Genomic DNA, 24,112 nt, shown 5'->3' on the forward strand with positions numbered 1-24,112 from the left:
GCGGCAGGACGTTCGTCGAGCGCGCCCTGAACGACGACGAGGAGGACTGAGGAGCATGCCGATCGACCTCGACACGGCCCTGGGCGCGCCACCGGCCACCCGGGAGATCTTCTGGACCAGCCGCGACGTGCTGCTCTACCACCTCAGCCTGGGCGCAGGGAGGGACGCGGGCGCCGATCCCGAGCTGTCCTACACCTATGAGCGCGGCCTGCGCGTCCTGCCCACCTTCGCCATGGTCGCCGGGCAGGGGATCTCGGCGGGGGAGCGCCCGCCGACCGCGATGAGCATGCCCGGCATCGACATCGACCTGCGCAGGATCCTGCACGCCGGGCAGGCGCTCACCGTGCGCCGGCCGCTGCCCGCGACCGGCGAGGCCGTCGTGTCCTCCCGGGTCGCGAACATCTGGGACAAGGGCAAGGCCGCGGTTATCGAGATGGAGCAGGCGGCGGCCGATCCCGCGGGCGACCCGCTGTGGACCACGACCATGCTGATCTGGGCGCGCGGCGAGGGCGGCTTCGGTGGCGAGCCGGGCCCGGAGACCCCGTGGACGGAGCCGGACCGGGAGCCCGACCACGTGCTCGACTCGCCGACCACCCCCGGGCAGGCCCTGCTCTACCGGCTCAACGGCGACCTCAACCCGCTGCACGCCGACCCCGCCTTCGCCCGGGCGGCCGGCTTCGACCACCCGATCCTGCACGGCCTCGCGTCGTACGGCATAGTGGCGAAGGCGCTGACGGACGGCGTCCTCGGCGGTGACGTGACCAGGCTGACCGGGCTGTCGGTGCGTTTCGCCGGGGTGCTGTTCCCCGGCGAGACGATCCGGACCACCGTGTGGCGCGAGGGCGACCGGCTCGTGTTCCGATCCACCTGCCCCGAGCGCGGCGACGCCGCCGTGCTCACCCACGCGACAGCGGAGATCTCATGACGGAGACGCGGATCGACCGTACGGAGCTGACGGCGACCCCGAACAACGAGGGCGTGGACGCGGCGGTCGCCGCGGCCCGCCGGGTGATCGACGCGCTGCTCCACTCGGGCGACATGTCGGCGGTCGAGATGTCCCAGGTCGCCGAGCAGCTGAACGCCGTGGCCGACCACCTGGAGGCGCACGCCCCCACGGTGGGCGAGCGCATGGTCGACATGTGGCGGGGGGAGGGCGTGACCCGGCACGACCCGGTGACCGGGCCGGAGAACGCGGTCGCCCCGCCGCTGCGCCTGTACGGCAGGGACGACGGTTCCATCGAGGGCGAGGTCGTGCTGGGCATGCCCTACCAGGGGCCTCCCGGATGCGTGCACGGAGGTGTGTCGGCGCTGCTGCTCGACCACACGCTGGGCGTCGCGAACGCCTGGGCAGGGACCTCGGGGATGACGGGCACGCTGACCCTGCGCTACCACCGGCCCACCCCGTTGTTCGAGCGGCTGACCGTGACCGGCAGGCAGACCTCCGTGGACGGACGCAAGATCTACACCACCGGGGCGATCACCGCGGACGGGCAGGTGTGCGTCACCGCCGAGGGCCTGTTCATCGACAAGCAGCTCGACCGGCCTCGCCGATCCCAGGCGCAGTAAGCGCTCTCACAGGACAGATGGCTTCGGCTCTTCGCCAGGAAACGCGGTTTCCACGGCTATTGACGAGCGGTCAGTTAACAGTAAAGTTACTTTACTGAGAGCGCTCTCAGAGCTTGTCTCCGCACCCCCCCAGAGGAGCCGAGAGATGCACGTGTCGTTCCGGCGATGGCGGCGGGCTCTGCTCGCCGTCGTGTTGCTGGCCCAGGCGGTCGTCCTCGCCGCCGGGCAGCAGGCGGCGAACGCCGCCGTCACGCAGTTGCCATTCAAGATCACCAACAACTCCGGCCGAGGCGACGCGACGTACGTCTACGTCGTCGCCCGCTCGGCCGGCCGGCAGGGGTACGTCGACGCCTCGGGGACGTGGCGCGCGTACAGTTTCCCCTCGTCGATCCCCAACGGGCCCGTCCCGGCGCCGGACATCGCGATCCCCGGGCCGGGCAACGGCGCCACCACGACCATCACGCTGCCGCCGAGCCTGTCCGGCGGCCGCGTCTATGTGTCGATGGGTGCCAAGCTGCGGTTCTTCCTGACCACGAACGGCCTGGTCGAGCCGGCGCCCTGGGTCGACAGCGACCCGAACGCCGGCATCCTCTACGACTGGACGGAGTTCGCCAGGGACAGCAACGGCGGCACGGGCATCTTCATCAACTCGACCACGGTCGACATGTTCAGCATCCCGATGACGGTCAGCGTCACCGACTCCTCCGGGAACACCCAGACGCAGGGCATCCCCGGCAACCGCACCGGCGTACTCAACGCGATCGCCGGGCTGGGGTCGCCGTGGTCCGGCCTGACGACGACCCGGGCCTCCGACGGCCTCCCGCTGCGCGTGCTCGCGCCCGTGCACGCCATCGCCAAGGGGCTGTTCCCCTCGACGTACCTCGACTCCTACGTGAACGGGGTGTGGTCCTACTACGCCACGCACCCGTTGACCGTCCAGACGTCGCTGGGCACCTTCACCGGCACCACCAGCGGCACGAACTGGACGTTCAGGAACGCGTCCGGCGCCGTCATCGGCACGCTCACCAGACCGGTCACGAGCGACGTCTTCGCGTGCTCCGGTGGCATGCAACCGCAGAACCAGCCCGACCAGGCCGCCATCCTCGCGGTCGGCGCGCGGGTGTGCGCCGCGCTCAACCGCGCGACGCTGTCGACGGCAGGCCGGGTCATGTACGACACCCAGCCGACGACGGACGCGACGAAGTTCTACGGGCAGTCCGCGTCGAACCTGTTCAGCAAGACGATGCACGCCAACTCGCTGAACGGCCTGGCCTACGGCTTCTCCTACGACGACGTCGGCGGGTTCGCCCCGACGATCGACCAGCCCAACCCGTCGTCGGCCGCGATGACGATCGGAAGCTTCGGCACCGGCGGCGGCACGGGCGGCCCCGGCGGCACGGTGGCCGGCCAGCCGATCACCGGCCCCGGCGGCAAGTGCGTCGACGTGGCGGGCGACGACACGGGCGGCAACGGCGCGCCGGTGCAACTGTGGGACTGCCAGTCCTACGCCGTCGACCAGCACTACACGATGGTCGGCAACACCCTGCGCACGTTCAACGGCGGCAAGTGCCTCGACGTCGTCGACAACGGCACCGCGAACGGGTCGAAGGTGCAGATCTGGGACTGCTCCGGCGGCGGCAACCAGCAGTGGGTGCTGCAGTCCGACGGCTCCATCAGGAACACCGGGTCAGGCCGGTGCCTCGACTCGCCCAGCGGCGCGACCGGCAACGGCACCCGCCTGCAGATCTACGACTGCAACGGCAGCGCGGCCCAGCGCTGGTCGTTCGCCGGCGGGGCGAACATCGCCGGCCCCGGCGGCAAGTGCGTCGACGTCGCCGGTGACGACACCGGAGGCAACAACACGGCGGTGCAGCTGTGGGACTGCCAGTCCTACGCGAAGGACCAGTACTGGACCTGGAGCGGGCAGACGCTGCGCACCCTCGGCCGCTGCCTCGACGTGCAGTCGGGCGGCACCGCCAACGGCACGCCGTTGCAGCTGTACGACTGCAACACCACGGGCGCGCAGAACTGGGTGCAGCTGGCCGACGGGTCGATCCGGAACCCCCAGTCGGGCCGGTGCATCGACGCCCCCGGCGGCGCGACCGGCAACGGCACCCGTCTGCAGATCTACGACTGCAACGGCAGCGCGGCCCAGCGCTTCGCCGTCCAGTGAAGATCCGGCCCGGCGGTGCACCCCCTCGCACCGCCGGGCCGGATCGCCCGCCTCACGAATCGCGGGCGGAACGGGTGGTGGCGAAGGTGCCGCTCGCCAGGATCACGGCGCAGCCCGCCAGCTGGAGAGGGGAGGGGTGCTCGCCGAGGACGGCCCAGCCGAGGACGAGGGCCCCGACGGGCGTGAGCAGCAGCAGGATGGCCCCGACGTGGCTGGCGAGACGGGGCGCGGCCACGGCGACGAGGAGCCAGCCGAGCACCTGCCCGAAGACCGCGACCAGGGCCAGCCACCCGACGGCCGTCCAGCCGGGAGCCAGATCGACGCCCTGCCAGAGGGCGCCCGCGGCCAGCGAGGCGACGGCGGCGGCGACGGTCACCCACAGATAGGACTGCACCGCCTGCCCCTGCTGCCCTCCCCGCCGCAGCAGGAACAGGAAGCCCGAGTAGCACACGGCCGCCAGCACGGCGTGGACGGTCCCGAGGAGCGGCCGGCTCCCGCCGGCGCCGCCCTCGGCCACACCGCTCGCCAGGACCACGCCGAGCAGGAGGAAGGGCAGGGACACGAGGAAGCGGCGGGGCGGCGGCTCGCGGTCCACCAGCAGGGCGAGCAGCGGCACGATCACCACCTGGACGTTGACGAGCACGGTGGACAGCCCGGCGCCGACCTCGTCGATCGCCGCCGTCCACAGCAGCATGTCGCCGGCGAACAGGGCGCCCGCGGCGAGGGTGACGGCCCGCCGGCGCGCCGGCACCGGGCCCTCGCGCCCGCGTTCCAGCAGTGCGAGCGGAACCAGCGCGGGAAGGGCCAGCAGGCAGCGGTAGAACGAGGCGGTGCCCGGTGAGGCGCCCGACAGGTGGATCAGCACGGCCGAGGCCGACACGAACAGCGCCCCCAGCGCCATCGACACGGACGGGTGGCCCGCGGCCCGGCCGGTCACGTTCGCGGTCTGGCTCTCGCTCACACGTGTCATGGGCGTCCCCCGGCTTCCGGTGGTCCGGTGTGATCGGTTCCGCCAACCCGAGCTACCCCCCGGTGCCGGAACCACGCCTCATGACGAACCGCGTGCGGGCGTCTCAGGAGTCGGCGATGCCGAGCTCGCGCTTGACCTCCTGTCGGATCACCTTGCCGGTGGCGTTGCGCGGCAGCGCCTCGGTCGTGATCCGCCACCGCGACGGCACCTTGAAGTAGGCGAGCCGGTCGCACAGGTGCGCCCGCAGGTCGTCCTCGCCCACGTCGTGCCCCGCCGCCATGACGACCACGGCGACGACCTCCTGGCCGAGGTCGGGGTGCGGTGCGCCGAGCACGACGCACTCCACCACAGCCGGGTGCTCGGCCAGCGCGTTCTCGACCTCGGCGGGGTAGACGTTCTCCCCGCCCCGGATGATCAGGTCGGAGCGGCGGGTGCTCAGGCGCAGCCGCCCGTTCTCGATCACCCCGATGTCGCCGGTGTGCAGCCACCGGTCCTCCCGTATGGCCTGCGCGGTCGCCTGGGGGTCCCGCCAGTAGCCGAGCATGTTGAACGGGCTGCGGACGCAGACCTCGCCCTCCTCGCCCTCCGGCAGCGGCTTGCCCTCGGGGTCGCGGATCTCCAGCCGCACGGTGGCGATCGGGCGGCCGAGCGTCCCCGGGGCCTCCTCCAGGTCGGCCGGGGTGGCGACGGCGATCGCGGTGGACGACTCGGTCAGGCCGTAGCTGTCCACCAGGGACTGCCGGGCGACCGGGAACACCTCGCGCAGCCGCTGCTTGAACGCGGGGGAGGACGGCGCCGAGGCCAGCGCGAAGGCGGTCAGCGACGACAGGTCGTAGCCCGACAGGTCGCCGTGCTCGATCAGGCGGTTCGCCATCGTCGGCACCGCGCCCCAGTTGGTGACCCGCTCCCGCTCGACGAGCCGCAGCACGCGGTCCACGTCGAAGGCCCCCAGGTGCATCACGACGGCGCTGCCGGTCGCGAGGCGGGGCACCGCGAGATTGTGCAGGCTCGCGATGTGGAACAGCGGCAGCGCCAGCAGGTAACGCCGGTCCGCGGGGTTCGTCGGGTCGCCGAACGCCTGGGCCAGCGCGTCGTTCATCCGGTGGTACTCGACCACGGAGGTGAGGTTGCGATGCGTGTGGACCGCGCCCTTGGGACGGCCCGAGGTGCCGCTGGTGTAGATGATCACCGCTGGGTCGTCCTCGGCGGCGGCGTGCGGGGCCGGCGGAGCGCCCGCGTGCCGCTCGATCAGCCGGGGGAGGTCCTCCTCAAGGGCCACGACCGTGGTCCCCGCGGGGGCGAGCGCGGCCCGCTTGGCGTCCGCGATCAGCACCTTCGGCTCCGTGTGACCGAGGGCGTACTCGACCTCCCCGCGTGACCACCACGCGTTGTACGCGACCGCGACGGCGCCGGCGGCCACCGCCGCCCAGAACGAGACGATCCAGCCCGGGTAGTTGGCCGCGTTGATCGCGACGCGGTCGCCGGGGCGCACACCGTGCTCCTCGCGCAGTGCGGCGGCCAGCGCGGCCGTCTGGCGGGCGTGCTCGGCGAAGCTCAGCCGCTCGTGCGCCGTCACGATGTAGTCGCGGTCGCCGTACGCGGCCGAGGCGGCGAGCACCTCGCCGAGGTTGCGGGGCCGGTTCTTGAAGACCGTCATGCGCGTGCCGAGGACCTCCTCCTCGGCGAGCTCGAACGCCCCGCCGGGACCGGTGAGCCCGGCCATCACCGCCGCCGCCGCGAGCCTCGGATCTGTCGACATGCCTATCAGTTCCCCTTCATGCCGGGATGCGCCGCGCGCCGGAGTCCGTCCGTGGCCGAAATTGTCGGCAAAGGCCGGGCGCGGGACGCCGGAACTCCCGGTCACCGGGACGGCGGGGCGAATCCCTCCATGCACTCGGGTGAGCGTAGGCCGCGCGGACGGGATCGGCGTCACGCCGCCGGACAGGAAGGACTCCAACGACCGCCCCCCGTTCTCACAGTGATCCGACTCCTCTTCTGCTCTGCGCCTCTTCTGCTCTGCGCCTCTTCTGCTCGGCGGGGGAGGTCAGCCGTTATAGGGGGCCGCGACGTCCAGGACCCAGACGACGCCGAAGCGGTCCTTGAGCATTCCGTAGAGCGGCGCCCACTGCGCGGGCTCCAGCGGCCGCACGACGGTCGCGCCGACGGCCAGCCTGTCCCAGAGGGCGGTGATCTCGCCGGTGTCGTCGCCGCGCACGGAGACGAAGACGGCGTTCTCCCCCGGGTGCCAGGGCGTCTGCGAGGGCACGTCGTAGGCCATGACATGGAAGCCGTTGTCCGCGGTGACCTGGCCCCACATCACCCAGTCCGCCTCGTCGGGATCCTGCACGGCGCCCGCGTCCTTGTAGGTGACGGCGACGACGCTCCCGCCGAAGACGGAGTGATAGAAGTCGAGCGCCGCCCGGGCGTCGCCGCGGAAGTTCAGGTGAGTCGTGGTGGTGATGGACATGGTGGCTCCTCGCCTTCGGTGATTCGGTGACCCCACACTTTCAGGGGTAGAGGACAGGGTGTGTCCTCTACTGGAAGCACAATGAGTCTCGTGCCGAAGACATCCGCGCGACTGCTCGCGATCCTCTCGCTGCTGCAGACCCGCCGTGACTGGTCGGGAGAGGACCTGGCGGCCCGGCTGAACGTCAGTGCGCGCACGGTCCGCCGTGACGTGGACCGTCTTCGCGAGCTCGGTTACCCGATCATCACCTTCAAGGGGCCCGACGGCGGATACCGGCTCGACGCCGGTTCGCGGATGCCCCCGCTGCTGTTCGACGACGACCAGGCCGTCGCCCTCGCCGTGGCCCTCCAGACGGCCACCGCGAGCGGGGCCGGCATCGGGGAGGCCGCGGCGCGCGCGCTGACCACCGTCCGGCAGGTCATGCCCGCGCGGCTGCGCCACCGGATCGACGCCCTTCAGGTCACCGCCGTCGAGCGGTCCGCGATCCCGGCCGGTCCGCGCGTCGACATCGGCGTGCTCACGGCGCTCGGCGCCGTCGTCCACGCCCGTGAGGTGCTGCGTTTCGACTACGCCGCCGCGTCTCCTCCGGACACGGACGACGACGGCGTGCCGGCGCCACCGCGCCGGGTGGAGCCTCATCACCTGGTCACCTGGGGCGGGCTCTGGTATCTGGTCGCCTGGGACCTCGATCGTGGGGACTGGCGCACCTTCCGCGCCGACCGGATCACCCCGCGCACCCCCACGGGACCGCGTTTCACCCCGCGCGAGCTGCCGGGAGGTGATGTGGCCGCCTACGTGGCCGGCAGGTTCCGAGGCTCCAGCTCAGGCTCCGGCTCCGGCGGCTCCGGCGACTGGCCCTGCCGCGGCGAGGTGATCCTCGGCCTGCCCGCCGCCGCCGTGTCCCCCTACATCCGCGACGCGGTCGTGGAGGCACTCGGCCCGGACCGTTGCCGGCTCGTCCTGGGTTCGTGGTCATGGGCCGGCCTGGCCGCCGCCGTCGGCAGGTTCGACGCCGACATCGAGGTCGTCGGCCCGGCCGAGCTCAAAGCCGCCTTCGCCCACCTGGCACGCCGCTACGCCAACGCCGCCGAGGTGTGACACGCGGGACTCACTCGAGGAGTTCGACCGCGTGCGCGAACTGCTCCACTGGTCTCCAGAACGGCAGCCGCAGCCGGGAGCGCTGCGCGTTCGAGGGGGAGAAGGCCGGGCCGGCGGTGACCAGCACGCCCCTTCCCCGTGCGCGTTCTGCCAGCGCGACGGCGTCGGTTCCGGTGTCGATCCACAGCGCCGTCCCGCCGTGCGGCGGCGTCCACCGCCACGCCGGGCGCCGTTCCGCCAGGACCGCCGCCGCCTCGGCGAGATGGGTCCGCAGGCGCCGGGTGCGCTCCTGCCGGGCCCGATCGGCCTGCGTCAGGAGCTCGGCGGTCACCATCTGGTCGATCACCGGAGCCGCCAGGTCCAGTGCCGCCTTGGCCTGCGTCAACCGCACGATCATCGGCCGCTCCGCGCGGATCCACCCGACCCGTAGCCCGCCCCAGAGCAGCTTGGACGCGGTGCCGATCCGGATCACCGAGCCGGGAGTCGCGGAGCCGGGATGAGCAGGGTCGGGCAGCGGGGGCCGGACGCCGCGGTCGTCGAGGACGAGATCGGCACAGGATCGGTCTTCGATCGTCAGCACGCCGTGCCTGCCGACGATCTCGCTGAGCCGCTCCCTGCTCGCCGCCGGCCAGCTGATCCCGGTGGGGTTGTGCGCCGAGGGCTGGCAGTAGAGGAGGGCGGCCCGATGCGCGACCCGTTCGAGGTGGTCGAGGTCGAGGCCGTCCTGCCGTACGGGCACCCCCGTCAGCCGCGCCCCGGCCGTACGGAACGCCTCGATCGCACCTCGGTAGCTCGGCTCCTCGACCAGCACTTCGTCTCCCGGCGCGACCAGGGACGACGCGCACAACCAGACGGCCTGCTGGGAGCCGGACGTGACGAGGATCTGGTCGGGCCCGGTCGGCAGCCCCTGCGCGGTGTACTGCTCGGCCACGATCGAGCGAAGACGAGGCAGCCCCGCGGCGTAGTAGCCGTCGTCCGCGAGGTAGACGTCGAGCTCGCGCAGGTCGACCGCCGCAACGACGTCCCGCACCAGCGACAGGGCGGGCAGGGCGCCGCTGGACAGGTCCAGCTCGACCGGGCGGCGGGTGCGGCCGAAGGACGCCAGCCGTCCCTCGACCACATGATCCCCTCCCGCGCTCCGGCCGCGCCGGATGCGCGAGCCCGACCCCTGCCGGGACGTCAGCTGTCCCCGCGCGGCCAGCTCGGCGTACGCCTCGGCGACGGTCCCGCGGGACACGCCCAGCGCGGCGGCCAGCGCGCGTTGCGGCGGCAGCGCGGCCCCGTCGACCAGCACGTTGCCGGCGATCAGCTCGGCGAGCGCGCCGGCGAGCGCGTGCGGCAGCGGCACGTCCTCCGCCCGCCATCCCCCGATCAAGCGGGCCAACGCGGCACTGTCGACATGCTCCGCACGTGCCATGGACCAATTCTGCGTGATTGGCCTGGCCGGTACGGCAGCAGGGGAACATCCTCGACCGTACGCGCAGGTCGACGACGACAGGGAGGTCGCGGTGGCGACGGTGGTGCTGCTGGGAACGCTGGACACCAAGACCGAGGAGTATCGCTGGGTCCGCGACCAGCTGCGCGACGCGGGCTGCGACGTGCTCCTGATCAATGTCGGCACCTTCGCCCACGGCGCGGAACTCGCCGACATCGGCGCGGACGAGGTGGCGCGGGCGGCAGGCACCGAGCTCGACCGGCTCCGCGACGCCCGTGACCGCGGCGCCGCGATGGACGCGATGGCGACCGGCGCCGCCGTGATCGTCCGGCGGCTGTTCGACGAGGGGCGCCTCGACGGCCTGCTCGCGATCGGCGGCTCCAGCGGCTCGTCCGTCGCCGCCCGGGCGCTTCAGGCCCTGCCCGTCGGAGTGCCCAAGCTGCTGGTCTCGACCATGGCCTCGGGCGACGTCGGCCCCTACGTCGGAGACGTCGACGTCACCCTCATGTACTCCGTCGTGGACATCTCCGGCATCAACCGGCTCTCGCGCGCGGTTCTCGGCAACGCCGCCGCCGCGGCGGCCGGGATGGCCCAGCGGTACGCCCGGGTCCGGGATGAGACCGGCGACGAACGCACGCTCGTCGGCGCCACGATGTTCGGGCTCACCACGCCCGCCGTCGACGAAGCCCGTGACTACCTGACCAGCGCCGGATACGAAGTGCTGGTCTTCCACGCCACCGGTTCCGGCGGGCGGGCGATGGAGGCCCTCGCCGCCTCCGGCATGCTCGACGGCGTCCTCGACCTGACCACCACCGAACTGGCCGACGACCTCGTCGGCGGGGTCCTCACCGCCGGCCCCCACCGGCTGGAGGCGGCGGGGCGAGCCGGCATCCCGCAGGTCGTCAGCGTCGGGGCACTCGACATGGTCAACTTCGGGCCCCGGGACACCGTGCCGGAGGAGTTCGCGGACCGGAAGTTCCTGGTGCACAACCCCACGGTCACCCTCATGCGGACGACCCGCGACGAGATGGCCGAGCTCGGGGCCAGGATCGGCGACAAGCTCAGCCGCGCGACCGGGCCGGTGGAGGTCTACCTGCCGCTGAAGGGCGTCTCCGGGATCGACGTCGAAGGAGGGCCGTTCGCCGATCCCGATGCCGACGCCGCCTGCTTCGCCGCGCTCCGGGACGGCCTGAAGGACACCGGCGTCCCCGTCCACGACGTGGACGCCGCCATCAACGATCCGGGCTTCGGCCGGGCCGCGGCCGAAGCCCTGCACCGCCTCATCCGCGCCCAGCGAACCGGAGAATGAGATGAACCGCGAGACAGCTCTCGAACGCCTGCGCGCCACCGTCGGGTCCGGCCGGCCCATCATCGGAGCGGGCGCCGGCACCGGCCTGTCGGCCAAGGCCGCCGAGGCCGGCGGCGTCGACCTGCTGATCATCTACAACTCGGGCCGCTACCGCATGGCCGGGCGGGGCTCGCTCGCCGGGTTGCTTCCGTACGGCGACGCCAACGCGATCGTCGTCGACATGGCCAGGGAAGTCCTCCCGGTCGTGCGCGACACCCCCGTGCTGGCCGGGGTCTGCGGCACCGACCCCTTCCGTCTCATGGGCCCCTTCCTCGACCAGTTGAAGGCGATGGGCTTCGCCGGCGTGCAGAACTTCCCCACCGTGGGCCTGTACGACGGCAAGTTCCGGCAGAACCTCGAGGAGACCGGGATGGGCTACCGGCTCGAGGTGGACATGATCAGGGAAGCGCGTCGGCGTGACCTGCTCACCGCCCCCTACGTCTTCGACGCCGAGCAGGCCGCGGCGATGGCCGAGGCCGGCGCCGACGTCCTCGTGCCCCATGTCGGGCTGACCACGAGCGGCAGCATCGGCGCGGAGACCGCCCTCACCCTCGAAGAGGCGGCCACCGCGGTGCAGGAGATGCGCGATGCCGCCGTCGCGGTGAACCCCGACGTCATCGTGCTCTGCCACGGCGGCCCCATCGCCGAACCGGAGGACGCCCAGTTCGTCCTCGATCGCACGAACGGGATCGCGGGCTTCTTCGGGGCGTCGTCGATGGAACGCCTCCCCACGGAGAAGGCGATCGCCGCCCAGGCGACCCAGTTCAAGAGCCTGCGGCTCGGCCCTGCCTGACGCTTCCTGGACGGCTGATCCGGCGCTTTCCACTCGACCTCACGCCGGCCTGCGCGGCGGCGGGCCTCCCGGTGAGCGGGACTGGTCCCTTTCCGTGTGCCGTGTCACACCACTATTTCGGCCCAACACACGGCGGACGGAAGACCTATGGGAAGTCTGGACGGAAAAGTCGCGATTGTTACGGGAGCGGGTCAGGGTGTCGGCCAGGGCATCGCGCTCGCCCTCGCCTCGGAGGGCGCCGCCGTGGCGGTGCTCGGCCGCACGACGGCGAAGCTGGAGACGACCTGCGAGCTGATCCGCGAACGCGGCGGGACGGCGGAGCCGTTCCAGTGCGAGGTTACCGAGAGCGACGCGATCCCCGCGGTGGTCGAGGCCGTCGTGGCCCGGTTCGGCGGGGTGGACATCCTCGTCAACAACGCCTACACCGGCGCGTACGGCCCGCTGCTGTCGATGAGCGACGCCGACTTCCAGAAGGGCTTCCGCAGCGGCCCGTTCGCCGCGTTCGCATTCATGAAGGCCTGTCACCCCCACATGAAGGCCCGCGGCGGCGGCAGCATCGTCAACCTCGTCACCTCTGCCATGGTCCGCTGGGATCCCGCCACCTACGGCGCGTACGCCGCGGCGAAGCAGGCGCTGCGCTCGCTCACGCGTACGGCGGCCACCGAGTGGGGCCCGGACGGCATCCGCGCCAACAACATCGCCCCGCACGCCCTGTCCCCGGGGCTGAAGCGGTGGACGGAGGCCTTCCCTGAGGAGGCGGAGGCGTTCCGCAAGACCATCCCCCTCGGCTACATCGGCGACTGCGAGCAGGACATCGGCCGCGCCGTGGTCGCGCTCGTGGGCCCGGACCTGCGCTACCTGACCGGCGCGACCGTGCCCCTCGACGGCGGGCAGGCCTTCTTCGGCTGAGCCCCCGCACCCCCCGCACCACCTGCCGCCGTCTGGCGGTCAGCGAAAGGAGAACCAGCGGATGAACGGCAAGGCGATCGGCCGCGTGGCGGCCGGTGCCCTGGCCCCCGTGATGGCCGTGGCGATGCCGGCGGGCTGCGCCGGCGAACAGCCGGATTTCTCCCGGTCAGCGGGATTCGCCGGATCGCCGGCGGGTCCCGCTGACTAACGTCTGGACAGCTTGAAGACCGGAGTGGAGGATCCCCCATTGACTCAGGAAGCGCCCCGGACGGCTCCGGACGTGCTCGCCCCGGCGAAGCTGGGGCCGGTGACCCTGCGCAACCGCATCATCAAGGCGGCCACGTACGAGGGGCTGAGCCGTAAGAGCCTCGTCACCGACGAACTTATCGAGTTCCACGTGCGGCACGCCCGGGGCGGCGTCGGCATGACCACCGTGGCCTACTGCGCGGTCGCCCCCGAGGGACGCACGGACGCGCGCCAGATCCAGTGGACCCCCGAGGCGCTGCCCGGGCTGCGCAGGCTCACCGACGCGGTGCACGCCGAGGGCGCCGCCGTCGCCGCGCAGATCGGCCACGCCGGGCCGGTCGCCAACCCCAAGTCGAACAAGCTGCCCTCGCTCGGCCCCACGCGGCACTTCCACGCCACCACGACGAGCTTCACCAAGGCCGCGACCCGGGACGACCTGCGGCGGATCGTCGCCGCCCACGCCCACGCCGGGAAGATGGCGATCGAGGCGGGCTTCGACGCCGTCGAGATCCACCTCGGGCACAACTACCTCGCCAGCTCGTTCCTCAGCCCGCGGGTCAACCACCGCAAGGACGAGTACGGCGGCAGCCTGGAGAACCGGGCCCGCCTGTCGCGGGACATCGCCCGCGCCGTGCGCGACGCGGTCGGCGACCGGATCGCGATCACGGCCAAGCTCAACATGGACGACGGCGTGCCCGGCGGCTTCTGGCTGGACGAGTCGATCAAGGTCGCGCAGTGGCTGGATGAGGACGGCTCGCTCGACGCGCTGGAGCTCACCGCCGGCAGCTCGCTGCTCAACCCCATGTACCTGTTCAAGGGCGACGCCCCGCTGCGCGAGTTCGCCGCGGTCATGAAGCAGCCGGTGAAGCTCGGCGTCCGGCTCGTCGGCAAGCACTTCCTGCGCGCCTACCCCTACAAGGACGCTTACCTGCTCGACGACGCCCGGCAGTTCCGCGCCGCGCTCAAGACGATGCCGCTCATCCTGCTCGGCGGGATCACCAACAAGCAGGTCATGGACCAGGCGATGGCCGAGGGCTTCCAGTTCGTCGCGATGGCCCGGGCGCTGCTGCGCGAGCCGGACCTGATCAACCGCATCCAGGCGGACAACGGCGTCAGGTCGCTGTGCATCCACTGCAACAAGTGCATGACCGCGATCTACGGAGGCACGCACTGCGTGCTGACCGGCCCGATCGCCGTACGGCAGAAGGGGTAGCGGTGCGCCGGGAGACCATCGCCGACCTGCTGCTCGACCGCCTGGGCGACGACCACCCCGGCCTGCGGACCCGCGAGCGCACCTGGACCTGGGACGAGGTGGTGCGGGAGAGCGCCGCCCGGGCCGCGCTGGCGCGGTCACTGCGGCAGGACGGGCCGTTCCACATCGGCGTGCTGCTCGACAACACTCCCGAGTACATCTTCTGGCTCGGCGCCGCCGCGCTGAGCGGCGCGACGATCGTCGGGATCAACAGCACCCGGCGCGGCGCGTACCTGGAGCAGGAGGTCAGGCACACCGACCTGCAGCTCGTCGTCACCGACGAGGCAGGGACGAAGCTGCTCGACGGGCTCGACATCGGCGTGCCGCGCGACCGCTTCCTGCGGGTGGACGGCGACGGCTACGCGGACACGGTCGCCGCGCACGCGTGCGAGCCGGTCCGCGACCCGGAGATCACGCCGAAGACGCGGATGCTGCTGCTGTTCACCTCGGGCACCACCGGCGCCTCCAAGGCCGCCGTCTGCTCGCAGGGCCGGCTGGCCGGGCTGGGCTACGCCAACTGCGAGAAGTACGACGTGCGGCGGCACGACGTCAGTTATTGCTGCATGCCGCTCTTCCACGGCAACGCGCTGATGGCGTTGTGGGCGCCGTCGCTGACCGCCGGGGCGACGGTCGTCCTCGTGCCGAAGTTCTCCGCCTCCGGGTTCCTGCCCGACGTCCGCTTCCACGGCGTCACGTTCTTCACCTACGTCGGTAAGGCCATCGCGTACATCCTGGCCCAGCCAGAGCGGCCCGACGACGCCGACAACACGCTCGACCACGCCTTCGGCACCGAGGCGTCGCCGGAGGACCAGGCGGAGTTCCTGCGCAGGTTCGGCTGCCGGCTCGTCGAGAGCTACGGATCGAGCGAGGGCGCCGGCATGATCACGCTCGCGCCCGAGGGCCCGGCCTCCGCGCTCGGCCGCCCCGCGCGCCCCGGCGTACGGGTGGTCAACCCCGAGACCCGCGAGACCTGCCCGCGCGCCGTGCTCGACGCGCACGGCCGGGTGACCAACGCCGAGGAGGCCATCGGCGAGATCGTGGACGTCGACGGCGCGGCGAGGTTCGAGGGCTACTACAAGAACGAGGCCGCCGACGCCGAACGGGTCAGGCACGGCTGGTACTGGACCGGCGACCTCGGCTACATCGACGAGGACGGCTACATCTACTTCGCGGGCCGGTCGGGCGACTGGATCCGGGTGGACGGCGAGAACATCTCCGCGCTGCCGACCGAGCGCGTCCTGCGCCGGCACCCGCTGATCGTCGCGGCCGCCGTGTTCGGCGTGCCCGACCCGCGCTCCGGCGACCAGGTCATGGCCGCGCTCGAGATCCCCGAGGGCACGTCGTTCGAGGACCTCGGCCTGCCGGGGTTCCTGGCCGCGCAGGAGGACCTCGGCACCAAGGGGGCGCCGCGCTACGTGCGGGTCTCCCACGCGCTGCCGGCCACCGGGTCGAACAAGCTGCGCAAGAAGGAGATGCAGATGGAGGGCTGGCGGACCGGCGACGCCGTCTATCGATGGGCCGGCCGGGGTGCGCCCGACTACACCCTCATGACCGGACAGGACAAGGCCGCGCTGCGCGAGGAGTTCGCCGCCAACGGGCGCCTGCGCTTCCTCGGTCAGGCGTGAAGGAGAGCGGACATGGATCTGCGGGAGAGTCCAGAGCAGCGCGAGCTGCGCCGGGAGCTGAGGGAGTACTTCGCGGGCCTGCTGCCCGAGGACGAGCGGCGCCGCGTCGGCGAGGAGGGCGTCGGCGGCGCCCGGTTCCGTGAGGTCGTGCGGCGCCTCGGCGCCGACGGCTGGCTCGGCATCGGCTGGCCGGTCGAGTACGGCGGGCAGGGCCGGTCGGTCGAGGAGCAGTACGTGTTCTTCGACGAGGTCCAGCGGGCCGGGCTGCCGTTCCCGTTCGTCACCGTCAACACGGTCGGCCCGACGCTGATGAGCCATGGGTCGCCCGAGCAGAAGAAGCGGTATCTGCCCGGCATCCTGTCCGGCGACGTGGTCTTCGCGATCGGCTACACCGAGCCGGGCGCGGGCACCGACCTCGCGTCCCTCACCACCCGGGCGGTCAGGGACGGCGACGAGTGGGTCATCGACGGCAGCAAGATCTTCACCAGCGGCGCCAACACGGCCGACTACGTGTGGCTGGCCTGCCGTACCGACCCCGACGCGCCCAAGCACAAGGGCATCTCGATCCTGATCGTGCCGACGGACGCGCCCGGCTTCTCCTGGAGCCCCATTCAGGCCGTGGGCGGGATGGTCGTGACGGCCACCTACTACAGCGGCGTACGGGTGCCGGCCGACGCGGTGGTCGGCGAGGTCGACGGCGGCTGGCGGATCATCACCCACCAGCTCAACCACGAGCGCATCGGCCTGGCCGCGCTCGGCGGCCGGATGATCCAGCTCTGGGAGCAGGTCGCCGGCTGGGCGCGCGACAACGGCGCGATGGAGCTGCCGTGGGTGCGGCGGGACCTCGCCCGCGCGTACGCCCGGCTGGAGGCGATGCGGCTGATGAACTGGAAGATGACCGACGCGGTCGCGCGTGACACGCTGTCGGGCGCGGACGCCGGGGCGGCCAAGGTGTACGGCACCGAGACCCACATCGACGTGCAGCGCACGCTGTCGGGGATCATCGGCGCGGGCGGGCGCGTGCGCCCCGAGTCGCCGGGCGCCGTACTCGCCGGGCAGATCGAGCAGCTGTCGCGACAGGGCATCGTCAACACCTTCGGCGGCGGCGTGAACGAGGTCCTGCGGGACATGGTCGCCACCCAGGGCCTCGGCCTTCCCCGGGCGGGGCGCTGATGACCGCCTACGAGGACTTCGCCGGGCGGGAGATCGTCCCGCCGCGGGAGGGGCCCGACCCGGTGAACGTGCCCATGATCCGGCACTGGGCCGAGGCGATGGGCGACCGCAACCCCGTTTACCTGGACGACGACGCCGCCCGAGCGACCGGCCGTCCCGGGATCGTCGCCCCCGCGTCGATGACCCAGGCGTGGACGATGCGGGGGTACGCGGCGAGCATGGCAGGCTCGGGTGCGGGGCAGGGGGCCGAGGAGCTGAACGCGCTGTTCGAGAAGGACGGCTACACCTCGGTGGTGGCGACCGACTCGGAGTTCGAGTTCCACCGGGAGCTCGTGGCCGGCGACCGCGTGAGCGTACGGGAGGTCGTGGAGTCGATCTCCCCGGAGAAGAGCACCGCGCTGGGCGAGGGACGGTTCGTCACCACGGTCCGCACCTACACCGACCAGGACGGCGAGGTCGTCGCCGTGCAGCGCTGGCGCCTGCTCAGGTTCCGGCCGAAGGCCTCTTCTCCGGAGAAGCGGGCCCCGGAGGCGTCGCGGCCGCGGCCCGCGGTCAACCGGGACAACGCGTTCTGGTTCGAGGCGGCGCGTGAGCACCGGCTGGTGATCCAGCGCTGCTCCGGGTGCGGGACGCTGCGCCACCCGCCCGGCCCGTGCTGCCCGCACTGCGGCTCGTTCGAGTGGGACGTCGCCGAGGCGTCGGGCCGCGGGCAGGTCTACAGCTTCGTGGTCGCCCACCACCCCCGACACCCGGCGTTCGAGTATCCGCTGGTCGTCGCGGTCGTGGAGCTCGACGAGGGCACGCGGCTCATCACCAATCTGATCGGCGTGGAACCCGGCGAGGTCGAGATCGGCATGCCCGTCGTCCTCGACTGGCTGGACGCCGATCCCGACCTGTCACTTCCGGTGTTCCGCCCCCAGGAGAACAACTGATGGACTTCACTCTGGACGAAGAGCTCGAGGCGGTGCGTGCCCTGGCGGACCAGATCTTCGCCGACCGCGCCACGACCGAGCGCGTACGCGAGGTGGAGGGCTCGCCGGGCCGCCTGGACGAGGAGCTGTGGGCGGAGCTGGGCAAGGCCGGCCTGCTCGGCATCGCGCTTCCGGAGGAGGCGGGCGGCGCCGGGCTGGGCCTGGGCGCGCTGTGCGTGCTGCTGGAGGAGCAGGGCCGCCATGTCGCCCCGGTGCCGCTGTGGCCCGCGGCCGTCGGCGCGCTCGCGGTCGCCGCGCACGGCACCCCCGAGCAGCGCGAGAGCATGCTCCCCGCGGCGGCGGACGGCTCGTCCCGGCTCACGGTGGCGCTGGAGGAGTTCGGCCCGGCCGACTCGGGGACGCCGCGCTGCACAGCCCGGCGACAGGGCGACGGGTGGCGGCTGACCGGCGTCAAGGCGGTGGTCCCCTCGCCGTTCGGCGCGGCCCACGTGCTGGTCTCGGCGGCGGCAGAGGGAGGGCCGGGCCTGTTCCTGGTGGCCCCGGACGCGGAAGGCGTCTCCTGGGAGGCCGAGGAGACCACGACGCACGACCTCGCCGGCACCCTCACCCTGGACGACGCCCCGGCGCGGGCGGTCGGCGCGCCGGGGGACGGCGCGATGGCGTGGACGATCGAGCGTGCGGCGGTCGCGCTTGCGGCCGTGCAGCTCGGCGTGGCCCAGGGCGCGATCCGGCACGCCGTGACCTATCTGTCCGAGCGCAAGCAGTTCGGCCGTCCGCTCGGCACCTTCCAGGCGGCGCAGCACCAGCTCGCCGACTGCTACATCGACGTCGACGCGATGCGCGTGTGCCTGTGGCAGGCGGTCACCTCCCTGCAGGAAGGCGAGGACGCCGCGGCGGCCGTGCTCGTCGCCAAGTGGTGGGCCGGGGACGCCGGGCTGACCGTGGCGCACCGGGTGCAGCACGTCCACGGCGGCATCGGCGTCGACGTCGACTACCCGGTCCACCGGCACTTCCTGTGGGCCAGGCAGATCTCCGGCACGCTCGGCGGGCCGAGCGCCGACCTCGCCAAGCTCGGTGCGGTGATCGCGGCGGGAAGGATCCCCGGATGAACCGGCGAACGTACGAGGAGGTGGCGGTGGGGGAGGAGCTGCCCGCGCTGCCGATCCCGCTGACCCGCACGCTCATCGTGGCGGCCGCGATCGCCAGCCGCGACTACCAGGACGTCCACCACGACCCCGGGCTCGCGGTGGAGCGCGGGTCGAAGGACGTCTTCATGAACATCCTCACCACCAACGGCCTGGTCGACCGGTACGTCACGGAATGGGCGGGCCCAGCCGCCGTCGTCAAGGCGATCAAGATCAGGCTCGGCGTGCCCAACTACCCCGGCGACACGATGACGCTGACCGGCACGGTCACCGCCAAGCACGACGAGGACCGCCGGATCGAGATCGCCGTACGCGGCGAGAACGGCCTCGGCGCACACGTCACCGGCACCGTCGCCGTCCGGCTTCCCTCGAAGGAGGCGACATGAACCGGCTTTCCGGCGCGGCGGCCGTCGCCGGCATCGGGGCCACCGAGTTCTCCAAGGACTCCGGCCGCAGCGAGCTCCGGCTCGCCTGCGAGGCCGTGCTCGCAACCATCGCCGACGCCGGCCTGAAGCCGTCCGACGTGGACGGGATGGTGACGTTCACCGCCGACACCAACGCCGAGATCCACGTCGCCCGCACCACCGGCATGGGCGACCTGACGTTCTTCTCGCGCATCCCGCACGGCGGCGGCGCGGCCTGCGGCACCGTCCAGCAGGCCGCGCTCGCCGTCGCGACCGGCGTCGCCGACGTCGTGGTCTGCTACCGGGCGTTCAACGAGCGGTCCGGTGTGCGTTACGGCCTCGGCCAGGCGGACCGCCCGGTCGAGACGGGGGCCGACATTGGGGCGGACAGCGCGGCGTACGCGTGGCTCAACCCGTTCGGCCTGTCGACGCCCGCCCAGTGGGTGGCCATGTTCGCCCGCCGTTACATGCACGAGTACGGCGCGACCAGCGAGGACTTCGGCCGGGTGGCCGTGGTCGACCGCAGGCACGCCGCGACCAACCCGGCGGCCTGGTTCTACCAGCGGCCCATCACGCTGGAGGACCACCAGGCGTCGCGCTGGATCGCCGAGCCGCTGCACCTGCTGGACTGCTGCCAAGAGACCGACGGCGGCCAGGCGCTGGTCGTGGTCTCGGCCGAGCGGGCGCGCGACCTGCCGCACCCGCCCGCCGTCATCCTCGGCGCGGCCCAGGGCTCGGGCGACGACCAGCACATGATGACGAGCTACTACCGTCCCCGCATCACCGGCATCCCCGAAATGGGACTGGTCGGGCGGCAGCTGTACGCGCAGAGCGGCCTCGGCCCCGCCGACATGGACGCGGCGATCCTGTACGACCACTTCACGCCGCTGGTGCTGCCGCAGCTGGAGGAGCTGGGCTTCTGCGCCCCCGGCGAGGCCAAGGACTTCGTCGCCGAGGGCAACCTGGAGCTCGGCGGGCGGCTGCCGTTCAACACGCACGGCGGCCAGCTCGGCGAGGCGTACCTGCACGGCATGAACGGGATCGCCGAGGCCGTCCGCCTGGTGCGGGGCACCAGCGTCAACCAGCCGGAAGGAGTGCGCAACGTGATCGTGACGGCGGGCACCGGGGTGCCCACCAGCGGCCTGGTGCTCGGAGCCGACCGGTGAACACCGGCGAGATGAACGCTGCCGACTGGGCAGGTCGCGACCTCGGCGAGCGCACGGTCGCCTACGACGAGCGGGAGGCGATCCTCTACGCGCTCGCCGTCGGCGCCCCGGCCACCGACCTCGACCTCGTCTTCGAGGAGCGGCTGCGGGTGCTGCCGACGTTCGCGCTGACCAAGGCCCAGTGGGCGCCGGACGCGCTCGGCTCGCTCGGCGCGTTCGACACCCGGACGGCCGTGCACGGCTCCCAGCGGCTGGAGGTCCGCGCGCCGCTGCCGCCTGCGGGCGAGCTGACCATGAGGGCCCGCGTCGCCAGGGTCTGGGACAAGGGCGGCGCCGCGGTCTTCGAGGTCGAGGTGGACAGCGAGTTCTTCCTCGCCACCTGGTCGCTGTTCGCGCCCGGCTGCGGGGGGTTCGGCGGCGAGCGCGGGCCATCCGCCCCCAAACGGCCGGAGACCGCGCCCACTCACCAGATCACGCTGGACACCTCGCCCAACCAGGCCGCGCTCTACCGCCTGCTCGGCGACCGGCACCACATGCACATCGACCCGGAGGCGGCGAAGGCGGCCGGGATGCCCAGGCCGTTCATGCACGGCCTGTGCACGCTGGCGGCGGTGACGCTGCCGCTGGCCGACGCCGTGGGCGCGCACCCGGCCGGCCTGGCCGAGCTGGCGGGCAGGTTCGCCGCCCCGGTCTTCCCCGGCGACCGGCTCGACCTGCGTGCGTGGGACGAGGAGGATGCCGTGGTCTTCGAGGTGACGGTGAACGGCACGCCCGTGCTCACGGGCGGGCGTGCCGTCTTCCGCGAGGCTCAGTTTCCGGCCGCTCAGCCGCGCGTCGCCAGGTAGCGGGCCGGGACCTCGCCTCCGCCGTGCACCGGGATGTCGGCCCCGGTGAGGTAGGAGGCGAGGTCGCTCGCCAGGAAGAGGCAGGCGTTCGCCACGTCCTGCGGCGCCGCCAGCCTGCGCATCGGGATGACCTCCGACAGCGCCGCGCCGCCGTCCTCGCCGTACAGGGAGGCGGCGGCATCGGTCCTGATGAGGCCGGTGGTGATGTGGTTGACCCGTACCTTCGGCGACCATTCCAGCGCCAGCGCCCTGGTGAGCATGAGCAGCCCGGCCTTGGCCGCCGAGTAGGCCGCCGTGCCCGGCTGCGGGTCCACGCCGGAGACGCTGCCGATGTTGACGATCGACCCGCCGGTCTCCTGCTCGCGCATCACGAGGTTGGCCGGCTGGGCCACGTAGAACGGCGCGAGCAGGTTGAGGTCCACGATCCGCTCGACGAACCGCGGTGAGACCGTCGCCGCGTCGGCGTTCGGCGACCCTCCGGCGTTGTTCACCAGCACGTCGAGCCGGCCCAGGTGGTCCACCGTCTGCTCCACCAGCCGGGCCGCCTCCGCGGGGTCGCGGATGTCGGCGGCGACGAAGCGCGCCGTCCGGCCGACCGCCGAGGGCAGCTTCTCCGGCTCGTTCCGCCCGCACACCACCACACCGGCGCCCGCGGCGAGGAACGCCTCGGCGATCACGAAGCCGATGCCCTTGGTCCCTCCCGTGACCAGCACCGCCCGGCCGCCGAAATCCACCGTCACGTTCACCGTTTCCTCCCATCGATGCGACCCAGGGAGGGTACGGCCCGCCGCCCGCCGGTGGGGGAGGGGTACCGGCCAGCGGGACCACGCCTGACGGGCCGGGCCGGGACGGCCCACCATGACGGTCATGACCGAGAACGAGGCGCTGACGATCCCGGGAGTGCTGGAGCAGGCGGCCCGGGAGTTCCCGGGCACGGAGGCGGTGGTGGACGGCACGTCCCGCCTGACCTACGCGGAGCTGCACGCCCGGGTGCGCGAGGCGGCCCGCGGCTTCCTCGCGCTCGGCCTTGAGCCGGGGGAGCGGGTGGCGATCTGGGCTCCCAACAGCACGCGGTGGATCGTCACCGCCCTCGGCGCGCTCTGCGCCGACGCCGTCGTGGTGCCGATCAACACCCGATACAAGGGCGAGGAGGCCCGCTGGCTGCTGGCCCTCAGCCGCGCCCGCGTCCTGTTCACCGAGGACGGCTTCCTCGGCAAGGGCTACCTCGCCATGCTCGGGCTCACCGCTTCCGGCACGCCGGATCTGCCCACCCTGACCATGGCGGTGGCGTACGACGGTCCCCGGCCGGGCGCGACGGGCTGGGACGACTTCCTCGCGGCGGGCGCGACCGTGCCGGACGAGACGGCCAGGGAACGCGCCGCGGCGGTGCGCCCCGACGACGTGGCCGACATCCTGTTCACCTCCGGCACCACCGGCAGGTCCAAGGGCGCGATGTGCACCCACCGGCAGAACGTCCGCACCTACCTCGCGTGGAGCGCGCGGACCGGTCTGCGTCACGGCGACCGCTACCTGATCGTCAACCCGATGTTCCACACCTTCGGCTACAAGGCGGGGGTGTTCGCCTGCCTGCTCAGGGCCGCCACGATGGTGCTCCAGCCGGTGTTCGAGCCGGAGGAGACGATGCGGCTGGTCGAGGCCGAGAAGGTCACCGTGCTGCCCGGCCCGCCGACCATCTACGTCTCCATGCTCGACGCGCCCGGCCGCTCCCGCTACGACCTGTCGTCGCTGCGGCTCGCGGTCACCGGCGCCTCGGTCGTCCCGGTGGCGCTCGTACGCCGCCTGCGGGCCGAGCTGTTCCCCCAGGTGGTCACCGCGTACGGACTGACCGAATCGTGCGGCACGGTCACGGCGTGCTCGGTGGAGGACGACGACGTGACCGTCGCCACCACCTCCGGCCGTCCGATCGAGGGCGTGGAGGTGAAGGTGACCGGCCCGGACGGCGCGCCGGTGCCGGTGGGCCAGGACGGCGAGATCCTGGTGCGCGGCCACAACGTGATGGTCGGCTACCTGGACGACGACGCGGCGACCGCGGCGGCGATCGGCGACGGCTGGCTGGTGACCGGCGACCGCGGCCGGCTCGACGAACGGGGCTATCTCGCCATCACCGGCCGGTCGAAGGACATGTTCGTGGTCGGCGGCTTCAACGTGTACCCGGCCGAGATCGAGCAGGTGCTCGCCGCTCATGAGGGCGTCGCCGAGGCCGTGGTGATCGGCGTGCCGGACGCCCGGATGGGCGAGGTCGGCCGGGCCTACGTCGTGCCCCGCCCCGGCGCGGCGGTCACCCCGGAGTCGCTGACGGCGTACTGCAGGGAACGGCTGGCCAACTTCAAGGTGCCCCGCGAGGTCGTCCTCGTGGACGGTCTGCCGCGCAATGCGACCGGCAAGGTCGACAAGGCCGCGCTGGGGACAAACCTGCTGTAGGGGCGTGGGTGGAAACCTTCACTCCTGAAATTCACTTTTTGTCATGTGTGCTTTCTGCCGCCTTTTCGGTGGGCCCATATAAGAGGTAATGCGGAGCGCTGCCAAAACGGCCAAGGAAAATCT

The 24,112-nt window shown here is 72.4% G+C and carries 22 protein-coding genes; 17 read left to right on the top strand and 5 right to left on the bottom strand.

Going from position 1 to position 24,112, the window contains the following annotated elements; genetic code table 11:
- Positions 1–55: 55 nt before the first annotated feature.
- The 3 genes from FLW16_RS32410 to FLW16_RS44705 all read left to right on the top strand — a co-directional run bounded on the left by FLW16_RS32410 (position 56) and on the right by FLW16_RS44705 (position 3,739).
- Entirely contained in the window at positions 56–925 is an 870-nt protein-coding gene (locus FLW16_RS32410) for a MaoC/PaaZ C-terminal domain-containing protein (RefSeq protein WP_142563940.1), read from the top strand.
- The gene (locus tag FLW16_RS32415) at positions 922–1,566 is read left to right on the top strand and encodes a PaaI family thioesterase (RefSeq protein WP_142563941.1); all 645 of its coding nucleotides are present in this window, start codon (positions 922–924) and stop codon (positions 1,564–1,566) included. Before FLW16_RS32410 ends, FLW16_RS32415 begins: the two co-directional genes overlap by 4 nt.
- A 145-nt stretch (positions 1,567–1,711) precedes the next feature.
- Complete coding sequence (locus FLW16_RS44705) at positions 1,712–3,739, top strand: beta-1,3-glucanase family protein (RefSeq protein WP_142563942.1); 2,028 nt, start codon at positions 1,712–1,714, stop codon at positions 3,737–3,739.
- A gap of 52 nt (positions 3,740–3,791) precedes the next feature.
- Here FLW16_RS44705 and FLW16_RS32425 read toward each other — a convergent pair whose 3' ends face one another.
- From FLW16_RS32425 to FLW16_RS32435, 3 genes are all read right to left on the bottom strand, one after another.
- Complete coding sequence (locus tag FLW16_RS32425; protein WP_221891395.1) at positions 3,792–4,709, bottom strand: DMT family transporter; 918 nt, start codon at positions 4,707–4,709, stop codon at positions 3,792–3,794.
- Between the two features lie 103 nt (positions 4,710–4,812).
- Entirely contained in the window at positions 4,813–6,468 is a 1,656-nt protein-coding gene (locus tag FLW16_RS32430; RefSeq protein ID WP_221891396.1) for a class I adenylate-forming enzyme family protein, read from the bottom strand.
- Between the two features lie 285 nt (positions 6,469–6,753).
- A complete protein-coding gene (locus tag FLW16_RS32435; RefSeq protein WP_142563943.1) occupies positions 6,754–7,176 on the bottom strand; it encodes a VOC family protein in 423 nt (140 codons plus the stop codon).
- 90 nt (positions 7,177–7,266) lie between these two features.
- Between FLW16_RS32435 and FLW16_RS32440 the strand changes: the two genes are divergently transcribed.
- On the top strand, positions 7,267–8,274 hold the full coding sequence (locus FLW16_RS32440) for a YafY family protein (protein ID WP_142563944.1): 1,008 nt from the start codon (positions 7,267–7,269) through the stop codon (positions 8,272–8,274).
- Positions 8,275–8,284: 10 nt separating this feature from the next.
- Here the strand turns inward: FLW16_RS32440 and FLW16_RS32445 are convergent, their stop codons facing one another.
- Positions 8,285–9,691 carry a PLP-dependent aminotransferase family protein gene (locus tag FLW16_RS32445; protein ID WP_142563945.1) on the bottom strand — a complete coding sequence of 469 codons (1,407 nt, stop codon included), beginning with the start codon at positions 9,689–9,691 and terminating at the stop codon, positions 8,285–8,287.
- A 91-nt stretch (positions 9,692–9,782) separates the two neighbouring features.
- Between FLW16_RS32445 and FLW16_RS32450 the strand changes: the two genes are divergently transcribed.
- The 12 genes from FLW16_RS32450 (at position 9,783) to FLW16_RS32500 (ending at position 21,547) form a co-directional block, all read left to right on the top strand.
- Positions 9,783–11,018: a Tm-1-like ATP-binding domain-containing protein gene (locus FLW16_RS32450; RefSeq protein WP_142563946.1), complete on the top strand. Its 1,236-nt coding sequence runs from the start codon at positions 9,783–9,785 to the stop codon at positions 11,016–11,018.
- Position 11,019: 1 nt separating this feature from the next.
- Positions 11,020–11,850 (top strand): phosphoenolpyruvate hydrolase family protein, encoded by an 831-nt coding sequence (locus FLW16_RS32455; protein ID WP_142563947.1) that lies wholly within the window; start codon positions 11,020–11,022, stop codon positions 11,848–11,850.
- A gap of 147 nt (positions 11,851–11,997) precedes the next feature.
- Entirely contained in the window at positions 11,998–12,759 is a 762-nt protein-coding gene (locus tag FLW16_RS32460) for an SDR family NAD(P)-dependent oxidoreductase (RefSeq protein ID WP_142563948.1), read from the top strand.
- 61 nt (positions 12,760–12,820) lie between these two features.
- Positions 12,821–12,967, top strand: coding sequence for a hypothetical protein (locus tag FLW16_RS44035; protein ID WP_185949692.1), 147 nt, complete (start codon positions 12,821–12,823; stop codon positions 12,965–12,967).
- A gap of 39 nt (positions 12,968–13,006) precedes the next feature.
- Positions 13,007–14,218, top strand: a complete 1,212-nt coding sequence (locus tag FLW16_RS32465) for an NADH:flavin oxidoreductase (protein ID WP_142563949.1) — start codon at positions 13,007–13,009, stop codon at positions 14,216–14,218.
- Between the two features lie 2 nt (positions 14,219–14,220).
- Complete coding sequence (locus tag FLW16_RS32470; protein ID WP_142563950.1) at positions 14,221–15,882, top strand: AMP-binding protein; 1,662 nt, start codon at positions 14,221–14,223, stop codon at positions 15,880–15,882.
- A 12-nt stretch (positions 15,883–15,894) separates the two neighbouring features.
- Positions 15,895–17,055, top strand: coding sequence for an acyl-CoA dehydrogenase family protein (locus tag FLW16_RS32475; RefSeq protein WP_142563951.1), 1,161 nt, complete (start codon positions 15,895–15,897; stop codon positions 17,053–17,055).
- Positions 17,055–17,987: a bifunctional MaoC family dehydratase N-terminal/OB-fold nucleic acid binding domain-containing protein gene (locus tag FLW16_RS32480; RefSeq protein ID WP_142563952.1), complete on the top strand. Its 933-nt coding sequence runs from the start codon at positions 17,055–17,057 to the stop codon at positions 17,985–17,987. Before FLW16_RS32475 ends, FLW16_RS32480 begins: the two co-directional genes overlap by 1 nt.
- Entirely contained in the window at positions 17,987–19,096 is a 1,110-nt protein-coding gene (locus FLW16_RS32485; protein ID WP_142563953.1) for an acyl-CoA dehydrogenase family protein, read from the top strand. The genes FLW16_RS32480 and FLW16_RS32485 overlap by 1 nt, the downstream gene beginning before the upstream one ends.
- Positions 19,093–19,518, top strand: coding sequence for a MaoC family dehydratase (locus FLW16_RS32490; protein WP_142563954.1), 426 nt, complete (start codon positions 19,093–19,095; stop codon positions 19,516–19,518). Before FLW16_RS32485 ends, FLW16_RS32490 begins: the two co-directional genes overlap by 4 nt.
- Positions 19,515–20,702, top strand: coding sequence for a lipid-transfer protein (locus FLW16_RS32495; protein ID WP_142563955.1), 1,188 nt, complete (start codon positions 19,515–19,517; stop codon positions 20,700–20,702). The genes FLW16_RS32490 and FLW16_RS32495 overlap by 4 nt, the downstream gene beginning before the upstream one ends.
- Entirely contained in the window at positions 20,699–21,547 is an 849-nt protein-coding gene (locus FLW16_RS32500) for a MaoC/PaaZ C-terminal domain-containing protein (protein ID WP_260615813.1), read from the top strand. The genes FLW16_RS32495 and FLW16_RS32500 overlap by 4 nt, the downstream gene beginning before the upstream one ends.
- Here FLW16_RS32500 and FLW16_RS32505 read toward each other — a convergent pair.
- The gene (locus FLW16_RS32505) at positions 21,526–22,293 is read right to left on the bottom strand and encodes an SDR family oxidoreductase (RefSeq protein ID WP_260615815.1); all 768 of its coding nucleotides are present in this window, start codon (positions 22,291–22,293) and stop codon (positions 21,526–21,528) included. The two genes, FLW16_RS32500 and FLW16_RS32505, sit on opposite strands and share 22 nt — an antisense overlap.
- Positions 22,294–22,414: 121 nt before the next feature.
- On the opposite strand from FLW16_RS32505, the gene FLW16_RS32510 reads away from it, so the two are divergent.
- Complete coding sequence (locus tag FLW16_RS32510; protein ID WP_221891399.1) at positions 22,415–23,989, top strand: FadD3 family acyl-CoA ligase; 1,575 nt, start codon at positions 22,415–22,417, stop codon at positions 23,987–23,989.
- Positions 23,990–24,112 lie beyond the last annotated feature (123 nt).

Source organism: Microbispora sp. KK1-11 (assembly GCF_006874435.1).
GTDB classification, from domain to species: Bacteria; Actinomycetota; Actinomycetes; order Streptosporangiales; family Streptosporangiaceae; genus Microbispora; species Microbispora catharanthi.